The sequence below is a fragment of the Streptococcus sp. FSL E2-3494 genome (assembly GCF_038007085.1).
Taxonomy (GTDB): Bacteria; Bacillota; Bacilli; order Lactobacillales; family Streptococcaceae; genus Streptococcus; species Streptococcus thermophilus.
In genome coordinates, this window is the sequence record NZ_JBBOWN010000001.1 from 658,286 (window position 1) to 675,281 (window position 16,996).

At 37.5% G+C, this 16,996-nt stretch carries 14 protein-coding genes, 1 tRNA gene and 9 pseudogenes; 21 read left to right on the forward strand and 3 right to left on the reverse strand.

Going from position 1 to position 16,996, the window contains the following annotated elements:
* Window position 1: 1 nt before the first annotated feature.
* The 7 genes and pseudogenes from NST05_RS03470 to NST05_RS03500 all read left to right on the forward strand — a co-directional run.
* Window positions 2-73: pseudogene (locus tag NST05_RS03470) on the forward strand (MFS transporter); the annotation flags it as partial.
* Window positions 70-690, forward strand: a pseudogene (locus NST05_RS03475) (SPASM domain-containing protein); the annotation flags it as partial. The pseudogenes NST05_RS03470 and NST05_RS03475, both read left to right, overlap by 4 nt.
* Window positions 687-1,009 (forward strand): annotated as a pseudogene (wgkC, locus tag NST05_RS03480) (PqqD family peptide maturation chaperone WgkC). The pseudogenes NST05_RS03475 and wgkC, both read left to right, overlap by 4 nt.
* Window positions 1,006-2,268: an MATE family efflux transporter gene (locus NST05_RS03485; RefSeq protein WP_084829017.1), complete on the forward strand. Its 1,263-nt coding sequence runs from the start codon at window positions 1,006-1,008 to the stop codon at window positions 2,266-2,268. The pseudogene wgkC and the gene NST05_RS03485 overlap by 4 nt, the downstream one beginning before the upstream one ends.
* A gap of 122 nt (window positions 2,269-2,390) precedes the next feature.
* A pseudogene (locus NST05_RS03490) lies at window positions 2,391-2,782 on the forward strand (peptidylprolyl isomerase); the annotation flags it as partial.
* 72 nt (window positions 2,783-2,854) lie between these two features.
* Window positions 2,855-3,043 (forward strand): annotated as a pseudogene (locus tag NST05_RS03495) (transposase); the annotation flags it as partial.
* 3 nt (window positions 3,044-3,046) lie between these two features.
* Window positions 3,047-3,157 (forward strand): annotated as a pseudogene (locus NST05_RS03500) (SDR family NAD(P)-dependent oxidoreductase); the annotation flags it as partial.
* Between the two features lie 69 nt (window positions 3,158-3,226).
* Here NST05_RS03500 and NST05_RS03505 read toward each other — a convergent pair.
* Together NST05_RS03505 and NST05_RS03510 are read right to left on the reverse strand one after the other, a co-directional pair.
* Complete coding sequence (locus tag NST05_RS03505; RefSeq protein WP_070839416.1) at window positions 3,227-3,502, reverse strand: helix-turn-helix domain-containing protein; 276 nt, start codon at window positions 3,500-3,502, stop codon at window positions 3,227-3,229.
* Window positions 3,489-3,854, reverse strand: a complete 366-nt coding sequence (locus tag NST05_RS03510; protein ID WP_061597416.1) for a type II toxin-antitoxin system RelE/ParE family toxin — start codon at window positions 3,852-3,854, stop codon at window positions 3,489-3,491. Before NST05_RS03510 ends, NST05_RS03505 begins: the two co-directional genes overlap by 14 nt.
* Window positions 3,855-4,518: 664 nt before the next feature.
* Here NST05_RS03510 and NST05_RS03515 point away from each other — a divergent pair.
* Both NST05_RS03515 and NST05_RS03520 read left to right on the forward strand, forming a co-directional pair.
* Window positions 4,519-4,959, forward strand: a complete 441-nt coding sequence (locus NST05_RS03515) for an ASCH domain-containing protein (protein WP_070839414.1) — start codon at window positions 4,519-4,521, stop codon at window positions 4,957-4,959.
* 277 nt (window positions 4,960-5,236) lie between these two features.
* Window positions 5,237-5,821, forward strand: a pseudogene (locus tag NST05_RS03520) (SPFH domain-containing protein); the annotation flags it as partial.
* Between the two features lie 43 nt (window positions 5,822-5,864).
* On the opposite strand, the gene gloA reads toward NST05_RS03520, so the two are convergent.
* On the reverse strand, window positions 5,865-6,260 hold the full coding sequence (gloA, locus tag NST05_RS03525; RefSeq protein ID WP_084829016.1) for a lactoylglutathione lyase: 396 nt from the start codon (window positions 6,258-6,260) through the stop codon (window positions 5,865-5,867).
* A 48-nt stretch (window positions 6,261-6,308) separates the two neighbouring features.
* On the opposite strand from gloA, the pseudogene NST05_RS03530 reads away from it, so the two are divergent.
* From NST05_RS03530 to ezrA, 12 genes and pseudogenes are all read left to right on the forward strand, one after another.
* Window positions 6,309-7,211, forward strand: a pseudogene (locus NST05_RS03530) (ROK family protein).
* Between the two features lie 154 nt (window positions 7,212-7,365).
* Complete coding sequence (serC, locus tag NST05_RS03535) at window positions 7,366-8,460, forward strand: 3-phosphoserine/phosphohydroxythreonine transaminase (RefSeq protein ID WP_084829015.1); 1,095 nt, start codon at window positions 7,366-7,368, stop codon at window positions 8,458-8,460.
* An 11-nt stretch (window positions 8,461-8,471) separates the two neighbouring features.
* Window positions 8,472-9,030: pseudogene (locus NST05_RS03540) on the forward strand (GNAT family N-acetyltransferase).
* Between the two features lie 18 nt (window positions 9,031-9,048).
* On the forward strand, window positions 9,049-10,227 hold the full coding sequence (locus NST05_RS03545) for a 3-phosphoglycerate dehydrogenase family protein (RefSeq protein WP_011227454.1): 1,179 nt from the start codon (window positions 9,049-9,051) through the stop codon (window positions 10,225-10,227).
* A gap of 226 nt (window positions 10,228-10,453) precedes the next feature.
* Entirely contained in the window at window positions 10,454-10,777 is a 324-nt protein-coding gene (locus NST05_RS03550; protein ID WP_372430037.1) for a methylated-DNA--[protein]-cysteine S-methyltransferase, read from the forward strand.
* 34 nt (window positions 10,778-10,811) lie between these two features.
* On the forward strand, window positions 10,812-11,165 hold the full coding sequence (locus tag NST05_RS03555) for an arsenate reductase family protein (RefSeq protein ID WP_002951532.1): 354 nt from the start codon (window positions 10,812-10,814) through the stop codon (window positions 11,163-11,165).
* Window positions 11,166-11,222: 57 nt separating this feature from the next.
* A tRNA-Thr gene (locus tag NST05_RS03560) sits at window positions 11,223-11,293 on the forward strand.
* A gap of 151 nt (window positions 11,294-11,444) precedes the next feature.
* A complete protein-coding gene (locus tag NST05_RS03565; protein WP_011681474.1) occupies window positions 11,445-11,819 on the forward strand; it encodes a CidA/LrgA family protein in 375 nt (124 codons plus the stop codon).
* Window positions 11,812-12,507, forward strand: a complete 696-nt coding sequence (locus NST05_RS03570) for an LrgB family protein (RefSeq protein ID WP_011681473.1) — start codon at window positions 11,812-11,814, stop codon at window positions 12,505-12,507. The genes NST05_RS03565 and NST05_RS03570 overlap by 8 nt, the downstream gene beginning before the upstream one ends.
* Before the next feature lie 85 nt (window positions 12,508-12,592).
* Complete coding sequence (locus NST05_RS03575; RefSeq protein ID WP_024703964.1) at window positions 12,593-13,153, forward strand: HAD-IA family hydrolase; 561 nt, start codon at window positions 12,593-12,595, stop codon at window positions 13,151-13,153.
* Complete coding sequence (gene gyrB / locus NST05_RS03580) at window positions 13,154-15,106, forward strand: DNA topoisomerase (ATP-hydrolyzing) subunit B (protein ID WP_023909846.1); 1,953 nt, start codon at window positions 13,154-13,156, stop codon at window positions 15,104-15,106.
* Window positions 15,107-15,202: 96 nt separating this feature from the next.
* Window positions 15,203-16,927 (forward strand): septation ring formation regulator EzrA, encoded by a 1,725-nt coding sequence (ezrA, locus tag NST05_RS03585; protein ID WP_084829013.1) that lies wholly within the window; start codon window positions 15,203-15,205, stop codon window positions 16,925-16,927.
* Window positions 16,928-16,996 lie beyond the last annotated feature (69 nt).

A 16,996-nucleotide genomic window follows, 5' to 3' on the forward strand; every position in this document is an offset into this window, starting at 1 on the left:
TATTTCTAATTCATTTGCCAAATTATTGATAGCACAATTGTTTGCAAATTTAGCAGATATTTTCTTTAGAGTATAAGATTGAATGATATGCTTGGTATTGAGTATATGTCAGTTATGGTTATTTGTCCTACTGGTAGGGCTAATGACGGTAGTATTTTAGCAGATAAAAAACAATGGTATCCTGTTTTTCTTGATTTAACAGAGCGGATTTCTAAAGGAGAGTTCAAAGTTAAATTTAAAATTGTTCCTCCTAATGAAAGTGATGTTTTTTTGACACATTATTTTCCGCTTGCATTTTATAATAGATCAGATTTATTAGAAAATGTTTGGCATCAAAAAGTAGATATAAATTTTGATAAGCCAAGGGAAATATCTTGTCAAGCTGGAGTTAGAGCATGTTCAATTAATCATAAAGGAGATGTATACGGGTGTGACTTGATGAATGGTATAGATGAATTAGTTGCTGGAAATGTTAAAGAACAAAAGTTTAGCGAAATTTGGCACCATTCTGCTGTATTTAATAAACTAAGATCAATTACATTTGATGATATTTCTGGGAAATGTTCAGAATGTCCCCTACCATGGTGTGGTGGGGGATGTCGATGCAGTGCCTTGGAATTAGATGGAACGTTACTGGGCTCTGATTTAGCCTGCTTTTATGAACAAAAAGGAGGTGGAGTAGTCGTATGAAAGAACATTTTGTGATAAGAGGTAAGAGAGATTTCATTGTAAATAAAGTAGCAGATGAATACATAGGATACGATCTACTTGATTAGAGTACTATTCATTTGATGAAATAGGAGCAGAAATACTTTATTGCATTTCTAAAAATTTTTCTTTAGACAAGATTGTAGAACTATTACAGCAAGATTATGAGGTATCTGCTAATGATTGTAAGCAGGCAATTATTTCATTTTTAGAAGAAACTCCTATTTTGCATATTATTTATGCAAATTTAGTTAAATCTGATCTTTACTTACATTTGAAGCCTTTTAGAGAGGAAAAATGATAGATTCAAAAGAAATTAACAAATTTGCCTTTCCCTTAGTTTTAACAAATATTGGTCAAGTAATTATTGGGCAGATAGCATTGCATTTTGCTGTGAACAATTCCTCAATTGCTCTGTCAGGAATTTCCATTATTCAGAATCTCTTATTTGCTTTTGGTGGACTTTTAGGAGCATTCAGTTTGTCATTTAATATTAAAAGCTCTAAGGCGTACTCTAATCGGCAAACTAACAGGTTTGATGATTTATTGAAATCAAATCTAACCTTAGATTTAATTATCGGAGTTGCCTTTGCGGTTTTTGTCATTATTTTTGGAAATGTAATCTTGAAGCAGCTCTATGGATTTAAAGGGCAACTATTGTCCTTATCCACCATTTATTTAGTCTTCATGTCTCCATATATCGGATTGACATTATTAAACTTTTCGCTGACAAATTTATTAAGAGTTCAAAAGAAAACAAAACCAATTATGTGGGTTGGACTTATCAGTTCATTAATAGATGTTGTGTTAAATTATGTACTGGTACCACAAATCGGAATTAAGGGAGCAGCCATATCAACGATTGTATCCTTAGCTTTCATATCGCTTAGTTACTTGTTTATGGTTTATCCAATGATTTTGAAGGCTTTATCCATTACATCTACAACTAAATTTGAATTAATAACATTTGGTATTCCTTTGGTTGGTCAAGAAATTCTGGAGAGTGTTTTGTTTATTATGGTGTTTGATGCCTTGATGTCGAGATTAGGAGTAGAATTGTTGGCTATTTATGCAGTTATTAGTCAATTGCTTTCAATTGTGAGTGTACCTTCTTTTGTTTATTCGACAACCGTTTCTATCTATTTACCTGAAGCAGAGAAAATAGGAGAGGTTAACGTATTTTTAAAAAACATATTTAAAAATTCATATGGTGTTAGTCTGTTATTAGCTTGTCCTATTGTTTTATCATCAAATGTCTTAGCTCATTTTCTTTCAGATGAAATAACCTCAAATATTATTCCTTTAACTTTGTACACATTTATTATTATGGGAATATTTCCAATTTATGAAAGTTCTAAAATGTTATTACAAGGCACAGAAAATGAGAAATTTGTTTTGCAGGTATCGATTTGGATAAATCTTATTTGTGTTGCAATAATGATTTTATTTCAATTTTTAAGAGTACAGACATATTTTTCATTGTACTTTATCTATGGTTTAAGTCTGACCGTTTTATCTATAATATTTTTACAACATGCTTCTTCAGAAAAAATTATATAAATGATAATATAATAAGATTTAGTCTTAAAATTACAGGCTAAATCTTTTTTTCTTGTGATAACTTTTCCAAGTTAATCTTGTTATGATGGGGCTATCTTAATATAAAGGAGATAGCAACAATCATGTTAAATAAAATAAAAGCTAGGCTTTTAATTGGCTTGGGTGGACTAGCTGTAACCAGTTTTATCGTAATGATTGGCTATACCATTGGTTCTCAGTCTGTGACCAGTCATACGCATAAGCAAATCCAGTCATAGGCTCACAAACTACTGACAAAAGAGAAACAAAAGGAAAAGGCAGACGTCTTATCTGATGATCTGGTTAAAAAAGTTTCTCACTCAGTATTACACCAAGGAAAAGCAAGGACTATATTTTAGATTATCGCTTTGATACAGCTCGTATCTATGTTAATACGGAGAATAATGAAGCTCTCGCAGAAGTTTCTTATCAAGTTGTTTATGTGTCTGATGTGAGTGAAAAGGCGCAGAAAAGTACTCAGACAGAGACGAAAACTTTCAAGCTGATGTTAGTATGATTTTATGGACACGTTTTGGTAGAATAGTATCTACCTAAAGGAGATGTCCAAATGAGCCAAAAATATACCAAAGAGTTCAAGGAAACTATTGTTCAATTACATGAAACAGGCTATCCTGTTTCAGATCTAGTCAAAGAGTACGGAGTTGCCAACCAAACTATATACAAATGGCTTCAACTATACGGGAAGTCTGGCAAATCTAAAGCTGAAAATGTATCCCTTCATGAACTCCAACAAATGCGCAAAGAGATGGCACAATTTTTGATAAAATTATATCAAAGTGACGAAGTTGTTGGTTTAGTTGATGTTAAAAACTTTGAGTTCCACCTTAGTGGGCCATTGTTTAACCATTGATTGTTACATGTGATAAAAAAGCTGATGAATTTATATTTCATCAGCTTTTTTGAGAGCTTAATTTGATTATTAGCTTATTTTGATAGTTAGATTTTTATTCAGAGCAAGTGCAATTTTGCTCATTGTTTCAATGCTTGTGTTATGTCCACGTTCAATGCGAGCAATGGTAGACTGTGGGACATGAGATAGGGAAGCTAGCTCCCTTTGGGTGAGACCTGCTGTTTGTCGTGCGTCAGAAACTGCAATAGCACTTTCCAAAATAGCTTTTTCAGTTAAAAAGCCTTCTTTAAAATTTTTGTCTGCTAGTTCGTTTTCTAAAAAATCATCAAATTTAATTGTGGTCATGGTTGTTGTCCTCAAATTCTTTCTTTAAATCCTTAGCGTGTTTTATCTCACTCTGGGGTGTTTTTTGTGTTTTTTTGGTAAAGCCATGGGTGATGATGTAGCGTTCATTGATAACATGAAAATAAAGTGCCCTTTGAATGTTAGAAGCAACCTTTGAGCGGATTTCAAAGATGTCGTCATCTAGCTTTTTCACCCATTCCATACGTTGAGCAACTAAAAGACCATGCTCTTGTATAGTGGCGATAGTTGCCAGTAATTTTTGTTTGTCTTTAATTGGTATAGTTTGTAAAAATTCTAGGAACTCGGTGTGTCCATTTAACCGAGTATAAAACTCAAATTTTGGCTTTTTCATTGTATCTCCATGATAGCATATATTGTTCTTTTCTTCAAGAATAATGGTGTGAACTTTATCCAAATGCTATGTTGCAATCATATAGTAATTATGTATTTTTTATTCTTAATCTTAGTTTTGGTTGTGAAAATAGTTGCGAAAATAGTAGTAAATTTATTCCATCTGTTGACGGTTGAGATAAACTCTAAGTGACATATATGTATGCCAAAGGAACACTTTGGGTATTTCTTGTAATTTTAGATTAATTTCTATATTCGGATAGTGTTGTAGTATGTCACTAAATAAATGGAAATTATAACTAAAGTAGAATTGGATTTGGTATAATAGTAATTGAATTCACTGCACAGTAATTTTATGTATAACTTGAAAATTATTGACAGTATCGAAAATCAAAAACTGTTAGAGCAAATGAAGCAAGATGTTTTTTCAAACTTTTCTCGTTTTGCTAGAAAGCAGTTGTTAAAACCTGATTTTGAAACATTGATAAGATGAATTTACAAGCTTTTGTTAATGACAACTATGATGTTTTAGATATCAGTACAGGTCAAACTGAAATTATACAGGATTTCATTTCTATACAAGAGATTTCAGAGACACTAAATTATTACATGGAAAATATGTTAAAGTTAAATTGTAAAGGCAAATTTAGCTGAAAGGAGCACTCATGACACCGCAAGAAATGTGGAATGCATACAAGAAAATTAACCCCTCTATCGGAGATGAGATAGATGCCTGGGCTTTTGGGGTGGAAGCTGATCTCTTGGCAGACTTGGTTTTAAAAGGTGAAAAGACGGCAACTGCTTCAGCTTACGATCTTTACGCTCTAGCGGATGAAGCCCTTCCACAAGAAGGGACCTTTGATATCATTTTAGATAGCCAAGATCAGGCTGTCTGCATTGTCGAAATAACAAAGGTTTCTGTTCAGCCTTTTCATCAAGTGTCAGCTGACCATGCCTTCAAGGAAGGGGAAGGTGACAAATCCCTAGCCTATTGGCGTCAGGTTCATGAGGACTGTTTCGCTGAGTGGCTGAGAGAGGCAGGAATGACTTTTACACCTAATAGCAAGGTTGTTTTAGAAGAATTTCGCAAGGTTTATCCATTATAGAACATGAGAGTGGGACAGTTGAGTAGGACTGTAAAAGCTGATGAAATCAGCGTAGTAGAGCCCACTCAACCATTGCGTCTTGCTCGGCAATCCAAAGACAATTGAGAGGCTAGGACTTTTGTCCCAGTCTCTTTTTAAAGGGGATATTCGAGATGCGTTTTAATTCTAAAAGTGACAGAGATTTGGCTTTTGAATAGGCTCTTTTGAGATATGATATCATAAAAAAGGGGCTACTTAAGATTTCGAAAGAAGAGCTGTCATCGGCACAAGAGACAACAAACTCATGCGACCAGAGGCTCAAATTAAATCATACATTGATGCCCTTCGTTCATCAGTTCCTAAATTGACGCTTGATGAGCTTTTTGAGAAGAAAGATGAAATCGCTCTTGAGGTTCAACATCAAGTAGCCTAAGAAATGACAGCTTATGGATACATCATTGTTAAGACCTTGATTACCAAGGTTGAGCCAGATGCTGAAGTTAAGCAGTCTACGAACGAAATTAATGCTGCTCAACGTAAGCGTGTAGCAGCCCAAGAATTGGCAGAAGCTGATAAAATTAAGATTGTCACAGCTGCTGAAGCCGAAGCCGAAAAAGACCGTCTTCATGGTGTTGGTATTGTCCAACAACGTAAAGCCATCGTTGATGGTTTAGCTGAATCTATTGCAGAACTTAAAGAAGCCAATGTTGGTATGTCTGAGGGACATATTATGTCTATCCTCTTGACCAACCAATATCTAGATACCCTTAATACTTTTGCGGATAAAGGTAATCAAACTTTATTCTTGCCAAATAATCCAAATGGCGTGGATGATATTCATACCCAAATTTTGTCATCCTTAAAGGTCGATAATAAAAAATAAGTAAAAAAGGAGCCAGAGTTGAGATAATCTGACTTCTTTTTCATTATTTTTCCAAGAACTGAGCTAAACGGATGACCTCGATTTTATAGCCATCTGGATCAGTAATAAAGTAGTACATTTTTGGTTTACCAGGTAGACCTGAGAGATCAGTAACATTATAGCCAGCCTCTTTGTGGGCTTGGTGTGTGGCCTCTAGGTCATCAACACCAACAGCGATGTGTCCATAACCATTCCCAATATCATAAACTTCATGATCGTAGTTGTATGTCAATTCCAACTCGTAATCAGGATCATCTTCTAGTTGCATGTAGACAAGAGTGAACTTATATTCTGGGAAATCGTTACGACGGACTTCCTTAAAACCAAGCGCTTCTTGATAAAATTGTAGTGAAGCTTCTAGGTCTTTAACACGGACACAAGTGTGTAGAAATTTAGTCATGTGAGAGACTCCTTTTATCTAGTTTTCTAAAACCATTATAGCATTTTGATAGCGTTTTTTCTAGTTTTAGCAATTGATTTTGGAGGGACTCAGGTAAAGTCTGCTCTTGTTTCAGAGGACCTTGTCCTCTGAAAGAGTTTGCCAACGCAATCATCCCCTCAGACCTTGGATAAGGCTCTCGATGTTATTGATCATTTAGTAACTTCGGTTGAAGTAGCTTTATCAGGCAGTGCAATTAGTGTTCCTGAAACTGTTGATACGGAAGGAGGGTGTGATTTATCACGGCGGTTTGTTGAGATTCTTTCATGGTTTTCGTGTCAAAGAAACCCTGCAAGCTAAGTATCATTTTCCAGTAGCTGCGCTTAATGATGGTAAAGCAGCAGCCTTGGCTGAACTAGCCACAGGTCATTTGAAAGGAGTGACTAACGGTGCTGCTCTTGTTTTAGGGTCAGGCCTTGGTGGAGGTATAATAATCAATGGTAAACTTTTTCAGGGAAGCCATTTCCAGGCAGGAGAGTTGACCTTTCTCCTTCCTCTTCAAATGGAAAAACTTGATCCTTCATTGATGCAAGGAACAACTCTTTCAGCTGTTGGTTTGATTACTAAAGTTAATGAAATTTTAGCTAGTCTTGATTAAAAGATGGTTTGCTAGCCTTTAAGGCAATTAATGCTAAAAAGGAAGCAGTTTATCCAATCTTTGAGACCTATTGTCGAAACCTAGCTATTACTATATTGAATCTTCAAACTATCTTTGATATGGAAACCTTTGTTCTTGGAGGTGGTATTTCAGCTCAGTCTATTCTGATAGAAAAAGTCAACCGCCAGTTTGATAAGGTTCACCATGAGATTGATTTTATCGGTAAAATTATTAAACGTCCAAAGATTGTAGCCTGTCATCATCATAATGGAGCAAATCTAATCGGTGCAGCCTATTTTCTTAAGCAAGGATAACGGATAGTAAATCTGATTACTTGCAAAAATATACATAAAATACCTAACTTTTTTTGTGACGAACGGGCAATTCCGTTCGTTTTTTACTATTAACACTTTACAATATTCAGAAAATTCGCTATAATGGGCCCATTAAAATTTTGGAGGTGTCTTTATGACAATTTATAATTTCTCAGCAGGACCTGCTACATTACCAAAACCTGTGCTCGAAAAAGCACAAGCTGAATTGCTTAACTATCAAGATTCCGGTATGTCCGTGCTAGAAATGTCCCACCGTTCTCCAGAATTTGACAAAATCATTAAAGATGCGGAAGCGACACTTCGCGAGCTTATGGACATTCCTGATAACTATAAGGTTATTTTCTTGCAAGGGGGCGCTTCAACGCAATTCACAATGGTTCCACTGAACCTTGCTCAAGGTAAGAAAGCTTACTACCTTGTAGGTGGTTCATGGGGTAAAAAAGCCTATACTGAAGCTGTCAAGCTTTCAAAAACTATTCCTTTTGAACCAATTCTTTTGGCGTCATCTGAGGATACTGTTTACGATCATATCCCAAGTTTTGATCCTTCAACGATTGATCCAGAAGCCGCTTATGTTCACTTGACTACCAATAATACAATTGAGGGAACATCTATCTATGATTTGCCTGATACTAATGGTGTGCCAATTGTAGCAGATATGTCTTCAAATATCTTAGCAGCTCGCTATAATGTTGAGGATTTTGCTCTTATCTATGCTGGTGCTCAGAAAAATATTGGACCTGCGGGTGTGACGGTGGTTATCGTCCGTGAAGACTTCCTTAACGACCAACCACAATTGTCTGCCATGTTGGACTACCGTATTCAAGCTGAAGCAGGATCACTCTACAATACACCACCATGTTTCAATATCTATATTTCAAAACTCGTTTTTGACTGGGTAAAAAATGAGATTGGTGGCGTAGATAAGATGGCGGAAATTCAACGTGAAAAATCAGATCTTCTTTATGACTATATCGAATCATCTGATTTCTACACCAATCCTGTTAAAGATGCCAAGGATCGTTCTGTCTGCAACATTCCATTTGTCACACCAAGTAAAGACTTGGATGCCAAATTTGTAGCAGAAGCAGATGCTCTTGGTTTCAAAAATATCAAGGGACACCGTTCAGTGGGTGGTATGCGTGCCAGTGTTTATAACGCCTTTCCGCGTCAAGGTGTGCTTGATTTGATTGACTTTATGAAGAAATTTGAAGATGAAAATAAATAATTAGGAAAGAGATGGAAATTAGACAAGCTTTCCCAAATGAAATTGGTGCTATCATGACCGTGATTGAGAGTGCTAGAATTGCTTTAGCGGAAGCTGGTAGTTCTCAATGGCAAGGGGCTGATGGTTATCCTACAGAAGAAATCATCTTTGATGATGTCCTTAAAGGACAGGCCTATGTCGGTATCATTGACGGTCAAATTGTTTCTTATGCTGCGGTGGTTACTGATGGAGAGCCCGCCTACGAAAAAAATCTATGATGGAGATTGGAAGCATCATAATAAGCGCTATGTTACCTTTCATCGAATTGCCGTTTTAAGAGAATTTACGGGACAGAAAAATGCTCAAACCTTTATTCAAGGTCTTATTGAGGGAACTGACGCTCATGATTTTCGTTGCGACACGCATGAAAAGAATCTTGTCATGCAGCACATTTTGGAGAAACTTGGCTATGTCTATTGTGGTAAGGTTCCTATTGATGGTGAACGACTTGCCTATCAGAAAATCAAAACCAAGAGGGAGAAGGCTTTTTATCAAGAAGTTGATGAAGCTACTCACCACGGAATTCATTAATTTAAGAGGAATAAAATTATGGTATTTAGCGTAAAAACATATAATAATATTAACCAAATTGGTTTGAAGGAACTTGGAAATCATTTTCAAATTGATGGTGATTTAGCGGAAAATCCGGATGCTTACATTATTCGTAGTCAAAATCTCCATGATACAGTTTTCCCTGAAAATTTGAAAGCTATTGCGCGTGCTGGTGCTGGGACTAACAATATCCCAGTTGATAAAGCAACTGAAAAAGGAATTGTTGTCTTCAATACTCCAGGAGCTAATGCTAATGCAGTTAAAGAAGCTGTCTTAGCTTCTATCTTGCTTTCAGCACGTGATTATATTGCGGCCAATACTTGGGTTAACAAACTTAGCGGTGATGATGTGCCTAAACAAATCGAAGCAGGTAAGAAGCAGTTTGCGGGTAGCGAGATTGCAGGTAAGACACTGGGTGTTATTGGCTTGGGTGCCATTGGTGCGCGTATTGCTAACGATGCCTATCGTTTGGGAATGAAGGTCTATGGCTATGACCCATATGTTTCTATTGAAGCAGCTTGGAATATTTCTCACCACGTTAAACGTGTTTCTGATCTCAAAGAAATCTTTGAAAACTGTGATTATATCACTGTTCACGTTCCATTGACACCTGATACGAAAGGTACTTTCAATGCAGACGCCTTTAGCCTCATGCAAAAAGGAACAACAATCATCAACTTTGCCCGTGCAGAATTAGTAGAGAATGATGCGCTCTTTGATGCTTTGGAAACAGGTGTAGTAAAACGTTATATCACTGACTTCGGGACAGAAGAACTACTTAACAAGCCTAATGTGACAGTCTTCCCACACGTTGGTGGTTCAACGGGTGAAGCAGAGCTTAACTGTGCTATTATGGCTGCTCAGACCATCCGTCGCTTCATGGAAACAGGTGAAATTGTCAATTCTGTTAACTTCCCACGTGTACAACAGGTTTTGAGTGCTCCATATCGTATCACTTTGATTAATAAAAACGTGCCTAACATTGTAGCCCGTATTTCAACAGCGGTCTCTGATTTTAATATCAATATAGATAATATCATTAACCGTTCAAAGGGAGAGTATGCTTATACCCTTCTTGACCTTGATGAGACAGACAAGTCTAAGATTGATGAATTGGTCGCTAAGTTTGAGGCGAGCGATAACATCGTACGAGTACGTTTGATTAAAGGTAAATAATTCAGATAAGCTGACAGGAACAAGGCTTTCCTGTCTTTTTTTGGAACAATTAAAATATGTTTTATCGTCAGTATTTTGTATCACCTATTGGTCGCCTGTCCTTGGTTGCAAGTGAGCAAGCCCTCTATGGTATGTGGTTAGAAGGACAAAATCATTTTAGGCTGGTTTTAAGGAAGAGGAGTTAGTAGACATCTCAAATCCTATTTTAGAAGTGACCAAGAAGTGGTTGCAGGCCTATTTTAAAGGTGAGAATCCAAGTCCAGATGACCTTCCTTTAGCTGAACAAGGAACAGCTTTCCAACAAAGAGTTTGGTTGGCTTTAAGTGAAATACCTATGGGGCAAATCAGAACCTATGGTCAGATTGGTAAGGCAATCTCTTGTCAATCCGCACAGGCTGTAGGAACTGCTGTTAGTAAGAATCCCTGGCTGATTCTTATCCCTTGTCATCGTGTTTTGCCTAGTAGTGGTCACTTAGGAAATTATGCGGTAGGAGAGGATGTCAAGTGTTTCTTACTTCGTTTGGAAGGTCTTAGGTTTGACAATCCTTAGATAGATTGCTTATGCTAGAGAAAAGGAGAAAAACATGTACACTTTTTATGAATATCCAAAATGTAGCACTTGTCGTAAGGCAAAAGCTGAACTCAATCAATTAGGTCTCGAGGTCGAGTCTGTCAACATTAAGGAAAATCCACCCTCAGCTCAATTTTTAAGAGAGCTTCTAGAGGGGGCAGATTTAGAGCTTAAGAAATTCTTTAATACGAGTGGACAATCCTACCGTTCTTTAGGATTGAAGGACAAACTTCCAACCTTATCACAAGATGAAGCCGTAAAACTCTTATCATCAGATGGTATGTTGATTAAACGTCCTATCTTGATTAAGGATGGAAAGGTTTTACAGGTTGGTTACCGTAGTCCTTACAAAGACTTAAATTTATAAATAATAAGCAAAAACTCTTGCCACAGTAAGTGGAAATATGATAAGATAGAAACAGTTGCCGCTATAGTTAAATGGTATAATAGAGCAATGGTAATGCTCCGTTCCGAGTTCAATTCTCGGTGGTGGCATCTGTGAATGAATCCAGCCTCGGGGTTGGATTTTTTATGTGTTAAGGAGTTGATTAACGATTGCTGATTTTTCAAAAAAATCTACTGAAAACTCTTGAAATTCAAAATAAAAGGAGTAGACTAATAGGTGATTAAACCTAGGAGGCGACTCGTGAAATACTACATTCAATTCATGTTGATTTGTTTGTTTGCTGTGATTGGTGAAGCTCTTTCAACCTTTTTTAAATTACCTGTACCTGGAAGTATCATTGGCTTATTCTTGCTTCTGATTGCTCTACAGCTTAAGTGGATTCGTCTACGTCATATCCATGCTGTAGCAGAGTTTTTAATAGCCAATATGACTATCCTTTTTTTGCCAGCAGGTGTCGGTATTATGGAACGATGGAATGCTATTTCGGCGAATATTGTTCCAATTATTTTGATTATTATGGGTGCCTTGGTTCTTAATATTGTAGTGATTGCCGTAGTTGTCGTCTTTATCAAAAAGCACTTTGAAGGCGATTATGAGGAGGTTAATCATGGCTAATTTTTTTAACACACCCTTGTTTGGTTTAACTCTTTCAGTATTGGCTTACACGCTGGGGCTTTTGCTTTATCGCCGTTTCCCTAATCCTTTGACAACGCCTCTTCTTGTGTCAACTGCCTTAATTATTGTCATTTTGCACTATACAGGCATTTCTTACAGGGATTACTATGTAGGTGGTTCTTACCTTAATAGTTTGATTATTCCTTCAACTGTTGCTCTAGCTGTCCCTTTTTATAAAAATCTCCACCTCATGCGTCATCACTATAAGAGTATCTTAATTGGGTCAACAGTTGCCTGTATTCTTAACACTACTTATACCGCTTTGATTGCTAAGCTTTTTGGTATGGATTATTTCCTTGCTATCTCACTCTTTCCTAAGTCTGTAACGACTGCCATGGCTGTAGGGATTTCGGAAAAAATGCAGGGGATTACAACAGTGACTTTGGTCGTAGTTGTTATTACAGGAATCTTGACATCAGTTTTAGGACCTGTCTTTTTAAAGATGATTGGTATTAAAGATCCAGTTGCTATTGGTCTTTCCCTAGGAGGAACTGGGCATGCCGTTGGTACTGGAACTGCCTTCAGATATGGTCAGGTTGCAGGTGCCATGGGTGGTCTATCAATCGCTGTAACAGGAATTTTATATGTCTTTATTAGTCCTATTGTGGCTAGTTTAATTCTGAGATAAAAAATTAAGGTTTGGATAGGTTTTCCAAGCCTTTTTAGCTATGAAAAACAAGCAAAATCTGACCTTTTATGTTATAATTAAGATTATGAATTATGGAGATTATATCTGGGATTTAGGTGGTACCTTGTTGGATAATTACCAGATATCAACCCAAGCCTTTCTAGCGACTTTAGAACGGTTTGAGCGTACAGCAGAATTTCAAGCAGTCTATGATGCCCTTAAGGTGTCGACCAGTACTGCCATTGCCATGTTTGCGCCTGATATAACTGATTTTCGAACCCTCTATAAGCAGGAGGAAGCCAAGCATTTGCAAGAACCTGTGCTTTTTGAAGGTGCTAAGGATGCCCTCGCTAAGATTGTGGCTGAGGGTGGACGTAATTTCTTGGTTAGTCACCGCAATCACTTGGTGCTAGATATCCTTGATAGAGTAGAGATTGCTCATTATTTTACAGAGGTCGTAACTTCTGAAAATGGTTTTGCTAGAAAACCTAGTCCAGATAGTTTCCTTTATTTAATTAAAAAATACGATATTAAACATGGCTTGGTCATTGGTGACCGCCAGATAGACATAGAGGCTGGAGAAGCAGCGGGTTTGGATACCTTGCTAGTTGATGGCCATAAATCATTATTGGAGATTGTGACATAGATGACTGATGAATTAAAAAATCTTGAAGAAAAAGCGCAAGAATATGATGCCAGCCAGATTCAGGTCTTAGAGGGACTTGAAGCGGTACGTATGCGCCCAGGAATGTATATTGGATCGACCTCCAAAGAAGGCTTGCATCACTTGGTATGGGAGATTGTCGATAACTCAATTGATGAGGCCTTAGCAGGCTTCGCCTCGCATATCAAAGTTTTTATTGAACCGGATAATTCTATCACGGTTGTTGATGATGGTCGTGGTATCCCAGTCGATATTCAAGAAAAAACAGGTCGTCCTGCTGTTGAGACAGTATTTACAGTTCTTCATGCTGGTGGTAAATTCGGTGGAGGCGGTTATAAGGTCTCTGGTGGTTTGCACGGGGTTGGTTCTTCGGTCGTTAATGCCCTCTCAACTCAGCTTGATGTTAAGGTTTATAAAAACGGTCATATTCACTTCCAAGAGTATAAACGAGGAGTTGTGGTAGACGACTTAAGGATTATTGGTGAAACTGAAGAACATGGAACGACTGTTCACTTTATTCCAGATCCAGAAATTTTCCAAGAAACAACGGAGTTTGACTTTGGAAAGTTAGCTAAACGTTTCCAAGAGCTAGCTTTTCTGAACAAGGGTCTACGTATCTCTATTACAGATAAGCGTGAAGGTCTTGAACAAGAGAAACATTATCACTATGAGGGTGGAATCACATCTTATGTGAAGTACATCAATGAAAACAAAGACGTTATCTTTGATGAGCCTATCTACACATATGGTGAGATGGATGGCATTTCAGTCGAAGTTGCTATGCAGTATACGACCGGCTACCATGAAACGGTGATGAGTTTTGCCAATAATATCCACACTCATGAAGGTGGTACTCATGAACAAGGTTTCCGTACGGCTCTTACTCGTGTTATCAATGATTATGCACGTCAGAATAAGATTCTCAAAGAAAAAGATGATAATCTGACTGGTGATGATGTTCGTGAAGGCTTGACTGCTATAATCTCTGTCAAGCATCCCAACCCACAGTTTGAAGGGCAAACCAAGACCAAACTTGGAAACTCAGAAGTGGTTAAGATTACTAATCGTCTCTTCAGTGAAGCCTTAAGTCGCTTCCTCTTGGAAAATCCTGCTATTGCTAAAAAGATTGTTGAAAAAGGAATTCTGGCTTCTAAGGCCCGTATCGCCGCTAAGCGTGCTCGTGAGGTGACACGTAAGAAGTCAGGTCTTGAAATTTCAAACCTTCCAGGTAAGTTGGCAGATTGTTCGTCAAACAATCCCGAAATGAATGAGCTCTTCATTGTCGAAGGGGACTCAGCCGGTGGTTCTGCTAAATCGGGTCGTAATCGTGAATTCCAAGCTATCTTGCCAATTCGTGGTAAAATTTTGAACGTTGAGAAGGCTAGCATGGATAAGATTCTAGCCAACGAAGAGATTCGTTCTCTTTTCACAGCTATGGGAACCGGTTTTGGATCAGAATTTGATGTCAGCAAAGCTCGCTATCACAAGTTGGTTATCATGACCGATGCCGATGTTGATGGGGCTCACATTCGTACCTTGCTCTTGACCTTGATTTACCGCTTTATGCGTCCAGTCTTGGAAGCTGGCTATGTCTACATTGCACAACCACCAATTTATGGTGTTAAGGTTGGTTCTGAGATTAAAGAGTATATCCAGCCAGGTGCGGATCAAGAAGAAAAATTGTGTGCTGCTCTTGAAAACTACAGTGTGGGGCGTTCAAAACCTACGGTACAACGTTATAAAGGCTTAGGTGAAATGGATGACCACCAACTTTGGGAAACTACCATGGACCCTGAAAATCGTTTATTGGCACGTGTTTCTGTGGATGATGCTGCAGAGGCCGATAAGATTTTTGATATGCTGATGGGAGATAAGGTTGAACCTCGCCGCGAATTTATCGAAGAAAATGCCGTTTACAGTACTCTGGATATCTAATATTCTTTTAGAAAAGGGTGCAATGCTAGGATAACTATGTTATAATCGTAACATTACTCTACATTTATGAACATAATAGACGATTAAGGAGAAACTATGTCTAGCGGAATTGTTTTACTGATTGTAGTGGCAGTTATACTTGTAATTGTCGCTTACTTAGTCGGTATTCTTATTAGAAAACGAAATGATTCGCGGATTGCACAGCTTGAAGAACGCAAGCAAAAATTGTTTGACTTGCCAATTAACGAAGAAATTGAAGAAGTTAAAAATCTTCATTTAATTGGACAAAGTCAAACAACTTTCCGTGAATGGAATCAGAAATGGATAGATATCTCAACAAATTCATTCGCAGATATTGAAAATCATATTTTTGAAGCTGAAAATATGAATGATAACTTTCATTTCTTCAAAGCTAGTGCTGAAATCAATAATATTGAGAGTCAATTAGATCTTGTGGAAGAAGACATTAAGTCTGTCCGTGAGGCACTCTCAAGCTTGAAAGAACAAGAAGAAAAGAACAGTGCTCGTGTTAAACACGCACTTGACTTGTACGAAGAGTTGCAAAATTCTATTGAAGAAAACTCTGATAATTTTGGCTCTACTTTGGATGAGATCACTAAACAGCTTAAAAATATTGAATCGGAGTTTGCCGAATTCGTGACTCTTAATTCATCAGGTGACCCTGTTGAGGCATCGAGCATTTTGAACCGTGCAGAGGAGCACACCATTGCTTTGGGCCAAATTACAGAGAAAATTCCAGCCATTGTAGCTAAGTTGGAAGATGATTTCCCAGATCAGTTGGATGATTTGGAATCTGGCTACCGCAAGTTGATTGAGCAAAATTACCACTTCCCTGAGAAAAATATCGAACGTCACTTCCAGGAAATTCGTGAAGCTATCCGTTCAAACTCAAGTGAGTTGGTTTCTCTTGATCTGGATCGTGCGGAAGAAAAAAATGCTGATATTCAAGAAAAGATTGACAACTTGTATAGTATTTTCGAACGTGAAATTGCATCATACAAGGTTGTTATGCGTCAAAAGAAAATTTTGCCAGATTATCTCAAGCATGCTAAAGAAAACAACAAGAAACTTCAAGAAGAGCTTGAGCGTCTCATGTTGACTTACATTTTCGATGAAACTTATGAAGCAGATGTACGTAGCTTTACTTCAGATATTTCGAGTGTTGAAACAGCAGTTCTTCCAACACTTGAAAACTTTGATAATCAGGTGAAACCTTTCTCAGAACTTGAAAAGATCTTCGAAAGGAGTCTCAACACCTTGTCTGCTGTTGAAAATGGACAGGTTGAGGTTTTTGAAAATCTTCGAGCTATCGAGAAAAATGAAGCTAAGGCGCGTGATGAGCTTGATGTTTATATTGATAAATTGCATGTTATCAAGCGTTACATGGAAAAACGTAATCTTCCAGGTATTCCTGAATCCTTCTTGAGTGTATTCTTCTCAACAAGTGCACAAATTGAAGCTCTAATGGATGAGCTCAGCCGTGGACGTATTAATATTGATGCAGTAATGCGTTTGACTGAAACGTCAAAAAATGCTATTGAGCATTTGGAAGAGACTGCTTATTTGGTTGTTCAAAATGCAACCTTGACTGAACAACTTTTGCAGTACTCAAACCGTTACCGCTCTTTCGAACCTGCTGTTCAAAGTAGCTTTGAGCATGCGCTTAAGTTGTTCGAAGTCGACCATGACTACGATGCATCTTTGGAAGAAATCTCTTACGCCCTGGAAACAGTAGAACCAGGTGTAACAGATCGTTTTGTATCGTCTTACGAAAAAACACGCGAACAAATTCGTATGTAGAAGAAAGATTCTGGGCCTAGGTCCAGAATCTTTTTTGAAGAACCTTATCTCTTTTTAGATTAATGAGAA

Coding starts and splice junctions, on each gene's coding strand:
- NST05_RS03510 (WP_061597416.1), bottom strand. CDS start 3,854: ATGAAAAAGCCAAAATTTGAGTTTTATACTCGGTTAAATGGACACACC.
- NST05_RS03515 (WP_070839414.1), top strand. CDS start 4,519: ATGACACCGCAAGAAATGTGGAATGCATACAAGAAAATTAACCCCTCT.
- NST05_RS03545 (WP_011227454.1), top strand. CDS start 9,049: ATGGTATTTAGCGTAAAAACATATAATAATATTAACCAAATTGGTTTG.
- ezrA (WP_084829013.1), top strand. CDS start 15,203: ATGTCTAGCGGAATTGTTTTACTGATTGTAGTGGCAGTTATACTTGTA.
- gloA (WP_084829016.1), bottom strand. CDS start 6,260: ATGACTAAATTTCTACACACTTGTGTCCGTGTTAAAGACCTAGAAGCT.
- NST05_RS03555 (WP_002951532.1), top strand. CDS start 10,812: ATGTACACTTTTTATGAATATCCAAAATGTAGCACTTGTCGTAAGGCA.
- NST05_RS03485 (WP_084829017.1), top strand. CDS start 1,006: ATGATAGATTCAAAAGAAATTAACAAATTTGCCTTTCCCTTAGTTTTA.
- serC (WP_084829015.1), top strand. CDS start 7,366: ATGACAATTTATAATTTCTCAGCAGGACCTGCTACATTACCAAAACCT.
- NST05_RS03570 (WP_011681473.1), top strand. CDS start 11,812: ATGGCTAATTTTTTTAACACACCCTTGTTTGGTTTAACTCTTTCAGTA.
- gyrB (WP_023909846.1), top strand. CDS start 13,154: ATGACTGATGAATTAAAAAATCTTGAAGAAAAAGCGCAAGAATATGAT.
- NST05_RS03505 (WP_070839416.1), bottom strand. CDS start 3,502: ATGACCACAATTAAATTTGATGATTTTTTAGAAAACGAACTAGCAGAC.
- NST05_RS03575 (WP_024703964.1), top strand. CDS start 12,593: ATGAATTATGGAGATTATATCTGGGATTTAGGTGGTACCTTGTTGGAT.